Genomic DNA, 12469 nt, shown 5'->3' on the forward strand with positions numbered 1-12469 from the left:
TGCCCAGGTTTTGCCCGGCTTTCCCAGAACTCACCGCGTCGTACTGAACCTCACCTCCACCCGCCGATTGGGCAACAGGCACTCCCGCAGCTTCGCTCCGCTCATGCCGTCGCAGGCTTGCACCTGCTCGCTGTCACCGCGCCATTCGTAGTTGATCGAGTCCGCGGCAATCCCTCTGCTGATCAGAAGCTGACGCACGGTCTGTGCACGGCGTTCTGAAAGGCCTTGGTTGTATTGATCCGTCGGCCCCTTCAGACGATCGGCATGACCGACCAGCTGCACGCCAGTGATGGTCCGCTTCTCTTCGCCGACGCGGCGTAGAACATCATCCAACCCACGCAGCGACTCGGCACGGATGTTCCGTTGCCTGTCCTTGTCGAAATCAAACACCACGTTGGCGGTAAGCACTGCTTCCTGCGGCGGGACAACCGCCAGTTCAACGACGCACTGCCTGGCCAGCGCCTCGGCGTCGTTGGTCAGGTCTTCTGCAATCTGGATGTATGGCTTTGAGTGCCGCCATTGCTGCTGGTTGAACTCGTTGCCAGCATGCACCAGCTCCACTTCGCCACAAGCCACCGCCTGCTGCGCGCACTCAAACCCCGGGGTTCCAAGGATGACGCGCAGACGCTTCCACAGGTCCTCGCGCAAATAACGCGCATCGTTCACCAACGGGGTATCCGTTGGCAGCGGTGACACGCCCCGCTCCATGCCGTCGATCAGCTTGACCGACTCATCCAGCGCCAGTTGTGGAAAATCGCTGCGGTCATTACGGCTGTACTCGTGGAAGGACACGTCCAGCCAGCATTGCGCCTTGGACAGGTGGTAATCACGAACCGGGCGGCCGCCATCGTTGAGTGCCTGGATCCTGTCCTGCGTAGCCTGATAGCGGGAGTGATCCGCATACAGCGCCTCGTCGGTGATGCGCGCCTTCTGCGGCAACAATTCGGTCCGTTGACCGGCATCCTGCTGCTGTGCCGCCAACGGTGCCGTGCAGGCGATGCCCAGCAGTATTCCCATCATCAGTCGCGTGCGACGAAGTGTCATGTCAGGGTCCTCAATGCTGCGCCGGCTTGCGGTAGCGGTTGTCGTCGCGACGGAAAATATCTTCGTCGAATTTGAAACGCAGGCGGATGAAGGCACCTTCGTCGGTGTACTCGTAGCCGGCCAGATCCGGATCGGCTTCGAAACCCACGAAGTTATAGCCGGCCGACAGCCACAGGTTCTGCCGCAGCAGCCGCCCAATCTCCAGACCATAGGCGTATTGATTGCTGCCGTAGTCGCCGCGGAAGGTGGTGCCGAGCACGCCTACATCCCAGTTCTCGGTGATGTCGTAGACAATGCGTCCAGACAGCAGTACGCCGCGGAAGCTGTCATCCACCCGCGTCCCGTCGTTGTAGGCGAAGCGGTCCTTCTGCCACTTGGCGGCGATGCGGCCAGTGAGCCACCACGGCCGCGACGGATGCCAGTCGGCATGGGTGGAGACAATGTGCGCCGCAGTGCGGATGTCCTGCCCCATCTCCTGCAGCGAGGCACCATCAATACCCATGCCGCTCTTGTCCGACTCCAGCTTGTATTCGTAGCGGGCCAACGCGTTGATCCGGTTCCGGTCGGTATCGCGATAGGCAACACCGAGCTGGAAGCGGTCCTGCATCACATCACCGCGCGATTTGTAGTCGGTGGCAAGCAGGTAGTTGCGCGCAAGCAGCGTCCAGTCACGGTTGAGCTTGCGGGCCCACATCAGCTGGAACAGCGTGGTGTTGAACTCCTCGTTGGTGGCTGGCGTGCTGTCCACATCGCCGGAGATGCGGTACTCCAGCCGCATCGCACCACGCCACAGCGGGTTCGCGCTGTAGTCCAGCCCCAACGCCAATGCGGTGGAATCGCCGCTGTCGCCGTCGTAGATCTTGACGTGCTCGGCGGCAGTGCTAAGACGCAGGCCTTCGCGCACGCTCCAGTCGTTGCGGATACCCGATGCCATCTGCACATCTCGCCCGGCAATGGCATCACGCAGGCGGTACTCACTGAACACCTGGGTGTCCTTGAGGTAGGTGCTGTCGACACCAAACACCAGCGCATCACTTTCGCGGTCGGTGGTGGTGATGCCATAGGCGCTGGTCAGGCCGGTCTGCTTCTCGTAACGGCCATACAGGCGATTACGCTCGCGCAGTTGGTAGTCGGCGCCCACGGCGACGCGGTTGCGGTCTTCGCCATTGACGTCCTGTTCGTACTCGGCGCCCAGCACCAGCTTGTCGGTGACTTTGTAACCGGCACCAACATGCACGCTGTCCGACTCCAGCTTGGTGCCGACAGGCAGGCTGCTGGTAGGCACGGTGCCGCCGCTGCGGATGATCGGCAGGCCGGTCAAGGGATCCAGCGGCTGCTGGCCATAACCCAAGGCACCACCGGCTGCACCGGTGGCGAAGCCACCACTGAGACCACCAGTACTGCCGAACGGCGCCAGCGATGACCACGGCGAGTAGGCACCAATGGTCTCGCGGATGCTGCGTACCCCCAGATCCAGCGTCAGCCGCTTGGTTGCATCGATGCGTACACCTGCACCGGCTGCATCGCGGTCGCCGCCATCCGGGTTGCGGTCCTCGCTGCGCATTGCTTCCACATAGATCTGGAAGCGCTCGTTGACCGTCCAGTTCAACTCCAGGTCGTACTCACCGCGCCCGCCATACAGCGGCGAAGACGGGTTGTTGAACGCCGGATCACTGCGACCGGCAAACAAGCGTGCATCGAAGGTCTTGCCATCATGGGCGAACTCCAGCCGATACGCATTGCCAGCAATGTCGCCGCTGAGGTTCTGCAGCCCAGGCGTTGCGTACTGGTTGATGGAGTTGGTGTTGACCTCACTTTCGGTGCGCGCGGCTTCCAGCACCATCCAGGTGTTGGCACCGAAGCGGAAGCCCAGGTTGGCGCTGCCCATCTCGAACGCGGCGAAGGGATTCTCATCCTTTACATACGACGCGCCGGCTTCGACGTATTTGTTGACCCGGAACTGCGCATCCACGCCGTACACCCAGAACTTCTCCGTGCCCTGATCCAGCTCGTAGGTCACCCGCAGTGAAATCGGGTTCAACTCACTGTCGAACGCAGGCAGGAAGCTGTTCAGCAGGATGCGCCCGGAGAACGGCTCGAAGCTGTAGTCGATCAGCCGCCCCAAACCGCGCACATTGATGATGCGGCTTGGCTGGTTGCGGTCGCGGGTGATCACCTCCACCCGCTCGCTGCCTTCCAGCACGGCGCTGTTGCGCAGCGCATACGGGCCGCTGCCCTGGCTGGGGAACTCATCGATCACCTGCCGCAATGAATCTTCCATGGCGAACACATTGCCGCGCACGCGCTTGCCTTCGAAATGCCAGCCAAAGCCGGTCGCGGTGCGGTTATAGGTGCCGAGGCTGCGCATCACCGCCTTGCCGCTGGCGCTGATGCCCGTCTGCGTGGTCAGCGTGTCACCGGTCTGGAAGTCGCCATACATTATGTAGCTACGGTTCTTGTCGACGCGCACGTACAGCCGTTCGGCCGAGCGTGCATCGAAGCCACGCAGGGAGGAGTCGCCGTAGACCGGATAGAACTCTTCCGGCTGGATGTCACGCAGCAAGCGGCCACGCACTTCCTTGTCCGAGTCATAGGCGGCGGTGAGCAGGTACTCGCCCTTGATCTTGCCCTTGACGAAGAAGGCGGTGCGGGCGGCTGCGTTGGCCTTGCCGCTGTTGAAGTTGCGTTCCCAGCGACGAATGTCACGGTCAAAGCCATCATCACGGCGTGCCGTGTCCAGGGTCGCGCCGTTGCGGAAGTTGACGATGCCTTCGACCAGGCCGGTCGCCAGCAGCTCGCGCATTTCCGGCAGGAAGCTGATCGTGTTCTCGGCGGTGACGCCGCCCGAGGTGATGCGCACCAGCACGTCCTGCGGCACGTCAGGCGCCAGCAGATCGAACTCGGCGCTACCGTTTTCCACCGGCAGCTGGATACCCGGCGTGCCGCGATCGGCATCCAGACGTCCCGGCCCGAGCTCATCGGTACGGCCGCCGATCAAGCGCACCCGGCCACCGCTGTATTCGATGGTTGCGAAACGCTTGCCCGGCAACAGCTTGCCATCGGCGCCCAGCAGCTGCACACGCACATGTACCGGCGACTGTCCATCAGCGGGCACGCCATCGCGATCCACGTCCACCCGCAGCGTATCCACATCCGAATTGACGCTGTAATCGACGGCGCCAGATTGCAGGTTGATCGTCTGCGGTTGCCCATCGGTTGAACCCAGCGACTGCGGGTTGGCAACGGTGCTGGCGCTCAAGGCTCCGTCGAAGCGATGGCTGTCTGCCAACGTCGCAACCTCGCCGGCACTTGCGCCGACCTGCACACCGCCTGCGACCACAGCTGTCGGCGGACCGCCCTCGGCGGTGACTGCAGCCGCGTTGACGCCGCCCTGCACCACCGAGTTACCGGCTTCGCGTTGTGCAGGTGTCAGCCGCTCGGTACCGCGCGGGGCAACGATGCCCGGCATCTGGTTTGCCGAATCGGTTGCACCAATCGGTGCGCGCAGCGGCTGTGCCTGGAAGCTCAGCGGCAGACCCGGCAGCTCGGTTTCCGGCGCGCCAACCTCGCCCTGCGTACGCCGAGCCTTGACCTGCTCCAGCACTTCGTTGGAGCCGCTGCCTTCGATGAAGTCGGCACGGTGCAGCTCGCCGTTCTTCAAATCGATGAACAGGCTGTCGGCATCACCAAGGTTACGGTTGCTGCTGGTGATCAGGCGCGAGCCGCGCGGCAGCGTGCTGGCATCCACCTTCAGCGTATGGCTCTTCGGTGGCAAGCCGCAGTAGCTGTACTTGCCTTCCGAATCGGACACCATCCAGGTGCCGTCGTTGAAATACAGGCGCACGCCCGGGATTCCGATCTCCTCGCGGTCCTGCAGGTGGTTGTTGTTGCTGTCCACATAGATCTTGCCGAGCACGCACGCTTCGTCGGTGAACACGCCACCCGTCACCCGCACCCGGTACTGCGCCGGGTTGGAGGTCACTCCGCCCGGATACGGATACAAGGTGCCCGGATCAACGCAGCCACCTGCGGTGGAGCAGCCGTGCGCCTGCGCGCGATTGATGCCGTCACCCTGCATCGCACCCACGCCTATGCGTACGCGGTAGGTCAGCAGCTTCTGCTGGCCCAGGCTGATGCTGCCAACATTGAACACCAGCCGCGGGCCCGGCTTGCCGAACGGGTCGGCAATGCCGCCGCCGTCCACCCGCGCCGTGCCGTTGATATAGGTGAAGCCCGGCGGCAGGTTGTCGATGACGTTGACCGTCTGCAGCGGCTCACCGGCTGTCTGGCGGATGCTGATGGTGTACAGCATGGTGTCGCCGATCTCGACGACCTGCTTGTCACCGGTCTTGCTGATCACCAGGCCCGGCGCTACCGCTGGATCCAGCGGCAGGTGGTTGTGGATGATGCTGGCAGTGGCCGAACCGGCAAACAGGCCCAGGAAATACTGCGTGCCAGTGCCAACCGGTGCGGTCGGCGCGGTCGCCTGCGGCTGCACCTTGAAGGTGGTGCCCGATATGCCTGGGGGTGACAGACTGCTGGCTTCGGCCGGAATGATCGCCGAACGGAAGGTATAGCCAGCCGGTGGCGTCACCGTCAGCTGGAACTCGCAGCGGCTGGGCGCGGCCGGCCCCAGCAGGAACTGGTAGTAGCCATCGCTGCCGACCGTCATCGAGATCTGGTTGCCGCTGATGCTGTAGCCGCCCTGCCCGCCATTGAGCACGCCGGTGGCCGGGTCGTAACCCGTGCACATGCCGACCGGCGCCAGGGTCACGATCGCGCCCTGCACCGGGTTGCGGGTCACCGCGTCGTAGACCACGCCGCTCGGGTCCACCGGCAGGCTCTGCTGCGGCAGGTTCTCGCCTGCGCGCAACACCACTTCCAGCTGGGTAATGCCGTCGCCGTCAACCCGACAGGTGCTGCTGGTGCCGTTGTTGATCGCGTTGCCGGAGTTGCACGGTGCAGGAGGCCCGGCAGCGGTCTCGCCGGTTACCGGGAAGCCCCACAGCACACCGCTCTGTGGATGCCGGAAGCGTACTTCATAGCGCGTGCCCGGCAGCAGATCGTTGAAGCGGTAGCTGCCATCGGTACCGGTGCTGGCGGTACGGATGACCTGGTTGCTGGCCGGGTCATACAGCTCCACGGTCCAGTTCGGCAGGCGTACGTCGCCGGCATCGAGCAGCGCATCATCACTGCCGATGTCGAACCAGACCGTGCCCGACAACGACGCTGCATCCTGCACCTCGGTCATCAAGCGGCAGGCATTCTGAGTGATTGCCGGATCACAGAGCGGCAGCTGGGTGATGTCGCCATCAAAGGCCCCCTGCTCGGCGGGTGATGGTGCGTGGTCGGCGTCTTCACCACCACCGCGCACGATCACTGCGTTGTGGATCGGCGACGCCGCCGCGGCGGCAGCACTGACGGCCACACTCACGGTGATGGCGTCGGCTGAAGTCGCACCACTGGCCAGCACCGTACTGCTGGTGCAGCTGAAGCGGTCGGCGCCTGGCGCTCCTGTGCAGCTCCAGGCGTTGCCACTCGGGGTCGCGGCCAGCGTTACACCCGTGGGCAAGCGGTCATCCACCTGATAGCTGCCCACAGTCGGCTGCGGACCGATATTGCGCACACGCACGCTGTAAGTGGCTGCATTATTGACGGTGAAACGCGTCGGCTGCGCGCTCTTGCTGACCACAAGATCCGGTGTATCGGCTACCTCACCGAAGTTCTGTTCGATCGATATCTGACCCAAGGTCAGGGTGATCGCACTGATTGCCGACGGCACCGTGGATACCGGAGTGGCAAGCCCCATCGGCGTACCGTTGACGGTGCCAGGCGTGGTGATGCCGTTGGTGGTATCCGGTGGCTGGGTCGGCTCGGTCACCGTGTAGGTGCCCGGGCGCAGGTTGTCGAACAGATAGGCACCGTTGGCATCGGTGACCACGCTGATCGGCGCCACTGACGCTGCCTGGTCGTCGGTGCCCGTGAGTTGCAGGGTGACATTGGCAATGCCGGACTCGCCCGCGTCGATGGTGCCGTTCTTGTTGTTGTCGTAGTACACGCGGCCGGCAATCGACGAACTGGCGATCTCACCGAAATTGTTGTCGATGCTTGCCTCATCAAGATCCAGCACGATGGCACTGATCACCGACGGGGTGACGCTGACCGCTGTAGCGCTACCGCCGGTGCTGCCGGCAACCGTGATGCCGTTGCGGGTATTGGCGGGCTGGTCGGGCTCGGTGACGGTATAGGTGCCCGGCACCAGGCCGGCGAACAGATAGGCACCATTGGCGTCGGTCGATTGGCTCAGTGCCACCGTCCTGTTGTCGCGATCGGTGCCGCTGAGTTGGATGTCGACCCCGGCGATACCGGTTTCGCCGTTGTCGATGAGACCGTTGTTGTTGGCATCCAACCAGACCTTGCCGGCCAGCGAACTGCCAACCGGTTCCTCGCCGAAGTTGAAGTTCAAGCCTTCGCTGGCACCTATGCCGAGGCTGAGGTCGATCTGGCTGATGCGATCGGTGGTAGACGGATCGCCGGCCACAGCGGTGCCGGGCACGCAGCCACTCGGGCACGCCGCACCATTGATGGTGCCGGGATTCACCGCCGTTGCGCGATTGCGGTAGGCGCCCGCAGGCAACGGTTGGCGCAGCGTGTAGCTGCGGGCGGGGTCGAGATCGATGAACTGATAGGCGCCCGTCGCGTCGGTGGTGGTGGTCCGCTCCACGGCCGAGGTGACGGCATCGAGCAGCTCGACGGTTGCGCCGGCAATCGCCGGGTCGCTGCCGACGGTGCGCAGGTTGTTGAAGTCCGCATCCACGTACACGAAGCCCGCGAGCCGCGCGTTGTTGAACTCGGGGAAGTTGTAGCGCACGCCATTGCTGTTGACCGGCACCGGAATGGCGCTGTAACTGGAGTTCGGTGTGCCAGCCGCATAGGTGCCACCAAGCGACGGCGCCAAAGGTCCGCTGGTCGGCGGATCCACCGGGCCATTGGCAAAGCCCAGCGGCTGGGTCTGGACGATGTTGTAACCACTGGCATTCGACGGTGAAAGATCGCCGAAGCTGTAGTCGCCATTGGCATCGGTGGTGGTGTTCAGGCTGACCGCATTGCCATATTCGTCGGTGCCGGTCAGCGTCAGACTTACATTGGCGATACGCGGCTCCACTGCGGCAGCCTGCGGAACGCCGCCGTTGCCACCACTACGGTCACGATCCTGGAACACGGTACCGGCCAGCGTGGACGCGGTGACATTGATCGGCGCGGTGGCGGTGTTGTTGCCTGCATCGGTGTCGACCTGCTCGGTGCCTACGGACACCGTATTGATCGCATTGCCACCGGGGGGGAGCACATCCCAACGCACCGGGATGATCACCCGCACGCGCCCGTGATTGGAGCCCTCGGAAGTCACGTCGCCCACGTTGCAGATGACGTTCTGCCCGTTCTGGCTGCAACTGCCCGTGCCGTTGGGCTGGTCATCCGGCAAGCTGGCAATGTCCGGCCCGATCTTGCGCCAGCTGATCGGCGTGCCGGTAACCACCATGTTCGGGGGCAAGGTGTCGGTGATCACCGTACCGGTGCCATTGAGCGGGCTGGTGCCTGTGCGGTCGCGCGACAAGCTGTTGCCCGGGCCATTGTTCTGCACATCGAACACCCAGAAGAACGGCTCGCGTATCGATACCGTGCTCAAGATCGGTGGTAGCGCAACGCTGGGATCAGGATCCGGTGGCGTGAGCCTGGATACGGCGCGTTTGCTGATGAGGAGGTCGACCTTGCTGCGGATGGTGGTGGTCTCGCCCTCGGTGTTGTTTGCCGGGTTGCGCTCCGGTTCCGCGGAGCTCGCCACCGCTACATTGTTGATCACATCGCCGCCGGCACCGGGCTGCGACAGGTACTGATAGCGCAGGTACAGGACCGAGGTGGCACCGTTTGCGATCACCCCGTTGGCATCGCTACCCGGGAAGCCTGCACCTGGCACTTCACACGCTACCGTAATCGGGCTGCCGGTACTTGGATTGCTACCCGAGGTCATCGGGCATCTGAGCATCGAGAACGGCCCGGTCGGCGATGGCGATGAGCCCAGGAACTGCACCGTCTTGTTCGCTTCCGGGGTAATGGTGTCGGTGATGGTGACGCTGCTGGCAACCGACGGCCCCAGGTTCTGCACGCTTATCTGATAGGTAATGAAGTTGCCATTGGGATCGTTCGGGTCGTAGGGCAAGGGATCAACACCACCGGTGAATCCGGTGTCCTCCTTGTTCACCACCAGATCCACGTCACCGTCCGCCACGGTGAGGGTCGCCGTTTTCTCGTCGTCCGCCGGGGTAGCAATGGTGTTGTATTCGAAATCACCATTGGCATCGTTGCCACCGCTGGGATCCGGTGTGCCGTCCCCATCGCGATCAAAGAAGAAGTCGGCGGTATTGGTATACACGCGCAATGGACCACCGGCGATTGGATCGTCCAACGGCCGGATCTGGACGGTCATCGTGTGTTGCTGGCCACCCGGGATATCCAGCGGTGTGCAGGTCAGGACCAGCGTACCGGCCGCGGCACCATTCGAGGTGACATTGAGCAGGCCACCGGTACCCGGCGATACCGTGACGCCGCCAGTGACTGACGGGACACACACGGTGCTGCCACCACCGCTGCGGGTGTCGTTGACCAGGGTGAAGCCCGGGTCATCGGCGCGCAGGTTGATCACGTCACGGAACACCACGCCCGGGGCCAATGATGGTCCCTCGTTGAGGTACTCGATGCGGTAGATGCTGTCCACGCCAACACTGCCGGTGGTGCCGGTGGTGATGGTCTTGGCTTCGGTTTTCACATTGGACACGCGCGGCACCCGCACATAGTCCGAGCCGGTGTTGTTGCCCGGGTTCACCTCGCCCGCAGCACCTGGCACCGACGGATCAATGCCGGCGCCCGCGGTATTGCACCAGGAGCCTGCCGGTGCGGTGGTGGCACCGCAGGTTGCCGCAGGCCGCGAGGCGCTATCCGCCAAGGGACCAGTGAGGGTGACCACGATATCGGTCGGGGTATTGGCCGGCAGTGGCGTAGCCCCGGACTCGCAATGCAGGCCACCCGACGCACTGACCGAGCAGTTCCAGTTGGCCGGTGCCTGCACGGTGGCGGTGGTGCGCCCGGCCAGGAAGCCCGGCAGCGTGTCCTCAACCACCACACCGGTGGTGGCATCCGGGCCGGCGTTGCTCACGGTGATGGTGTAGCTCATGCCGGTGTAGCCGATCGGCAAGGTGTTGTCGGCCGTCCCAACGCCATTGGTACGCTTGACGATGCTCAGGTCGGCGCGCAATGGCGAGGGCATGATGCCGGCGCCGTTGCAATCGTTGCTGCTGTTCGGATCGCCAAGGCCGCTGCCGGTGCCCGGCTCGAGCGAGTTGCCGCTTCCTCCGGTGCAGGCGGTATTGGTCAGCGTGGAACCTTCGGCCTCGGGATGGGCAAAGCTCTGCAACCGCAGCGGCGCAGCACTTTGGCCCATCGCCAGCGGGTATTGGTCCGGGTTTAGGTCGCAGGTGACCACCTGCTGCGTGCCGGCAACGTAAGGCGTCGCCGTACAGGTCCAGGGTGTGGTGTTGGACGGGACGTACTCTTCGCCGATCGCCAGCGTATCAATCACCTGCACGTCGCTCAGCGCGGATGCCGGGCCCTGGTTGGTGACGTTGATCGTGGAGGTGATGATGTAGCCACTGCCGGCCGGAGGCTGGCCCGGACCAGGCCAGGTCGGCACCAACTGCGGCGCCTTGGTCTTGCCAAGGCTCAGGTCGGCACCGTTCGGCAGCACGGTGAAGTTCGCGGTGCTGTCGTTGTTGGCGGTGTTGGCGTCGGGCAGGCTGCCGCTGACGGTTGCGGTGTTGGCCACCGGCCCACTGCTGCCCGGACCCGTCAGCGGCACGCGGGCAACTATGGTGAACGTTGCACTGGCGCCTACTGCCAACGTAGCCGGTGCGGGCAAGGAGCAGTCATGCACCGTGTTCGCGCCATTACTTGCGCAACTCCAGCCAGGCGCACTGGTGCTGCTTTCGATCAGGAAGCCGGGCGGCATCGGATCGGTCCAGCTCACGTTTTCGGCTGGGCTCGGGCCGTTGTTGGTCACCGTCACCGTGAACGTGATCATTTCACCGGGCAGCGCAGGGATGGGTGCCGCGGTCTTGTCGATCGCGAGGTCGGCGCCCGCCGCAATGCTTACGGCGGCATCATCGGTGTTGTTGCCGTTGTTCGGGTCAGGCGTACCAACCGCGTTGACGGTGGCGGTATTGACCACGCTGCCACTGGCGACGTCGACCTTGCCCCTGAATGTATAGGTTGCAGTCTGGCCCACGCCGAGCGCGCCGGCATGGGTTCCGTTCTGGTTATTGAAAGTCCAACTGCCAGCAACGGCCTGCGCACTGCCCGGCACGAAACTGACACCGCTCGGCAAGGTGTCGGCGACGTTGAAATCGGTCGAGATGCTCGGGCCGTTATTGGTGACGCTGATGGTGTAAGTCACTTCACCGCCGGCGACAACAGGATCGGGCGTGGCACTCTTGGCCATGCTCAGATCGCCGGACTGGGTCAGGGTCGTGTTCTGTGTTGCGATGTTATCGCCGGCATTGGAATCACCGGCAAAGAACGGATCAGTTGCTTGCAGACTGGCAAGCGGCGTGCCCGCGGCTGGCGCAGGTTGCCGCCCCACCGCAGCGACGATATCAACGGTACCCGGCCCTAGCCCGGCGGTGCTCACTTGCAGGTCGATATCAAACGAATCGCCATTATCGAGCGTCTGCAGAATGGTGCAGACCACACGCGTGCTGACGACGGCATCGACGCTGCAGTACGGCGGCAGGTTTACCGCAGTGGTTCCCGCCGGAAGATCGAATGCAACAACTGCATCCGGCACTGCTTCAGGGCCGCCATTGGAGAAGGTCAACCTGTATTCGATGATGCCGCCTGCGGGCACCGGGTCGGCAACCTCGGAGAAAGTGTTGATCCCAAGATTCGCCGCCGCAGCCAGCGGCGCCCAAGCCAGCAGCAACAACAGGAGCATCGAACCAAGAAGATGTTTTCCCCAACGGCGCGCAGCACCATCAGGCCGTACCGGAGCAACCGCCACAAGCAACTGCGACATCGCACCTCTCCAGAACACCCAATACACGAAGGAAGGCGCTGCCCATCACTCCCATGCAACAGCGCAAAAAGTCAGCATTGATCTACAACGATCCACAGCGCGAAGCGATCATCGCGATGCGCGATGTCGCCTTCTCACAACTCCAAGCAACATGAATGCCCCTGCAACGAACGGTGCATGTGGATATGTGAAGCGAATGTCAAAATAAATGGCTTTTATTTTGCTGAATACACGCAGATTTGCCGTGCAATTTGGATAGGCGAGAAAAACGCGCGCGGGCAATCCCGACTCGCAGTTCTTTTC

Annotated in this window: 2 protein-coding genes; both read right to left on the reverse strand. The window is 63.4% G+C overall.

The genetic code is table 11. The annotated features are described in order from the left end of the window. Positions 1-30: 30 nt before the first annotated feature. A complete protein-coding gene (locus Q5Z11_RS16665; protein WP_303747425.1) occupies positions 31-1044 on the reverse strand; it encodes an OmpA family protein in 1014 nt (337 codons plus the stop codon). A 10-nt stretch (positions 1045-1054) separates the two neighbouring features. Then, positions 1055-12166 carry an SdrD B-like domain-containing protein gene (locus Q5Z11_RS16670; protein ID WP_303747426.1) on the reverse strand — a complete coding sequence of 3704 codons (11112 nt, stop codon included), beginning with the start codon at positions 12164-12166 and terminating at the stop codon, positions 1055-1057. Positions 12167-12469: the final 303 nt, after the last annotated feature.

Source organism: Stenotrophomonas sp. 610A2, assembly GCF_030549615.1.
GTDB classification, from domain to species: Bacteria; Pseudomonadota; Gammaproteobacteria; order Xanthomonadales; family Xanthomonadaceae; genus Stenotrophomonas; species Stenotrophomonas pigmentata.

What these genes read in the sequence shown, in the direction of transcription:
- Q5Z11_RS16665 (WP_303747425.1), bottom strand. Translation starts at nt 1,044, where the DNA reads ATGACACTTCGTCGCACGCGACTGATGATGGGAATACTGCTGGGCATC.
- Q5Z11_RS16670 (WP_303747426.1), bottom strand. Translation starts at nt 12,166, where the DNA reads ATGTCGCAGTTGCTTGTGGCGGTTGCTCCGGTACGGCCTGATGGTGCT.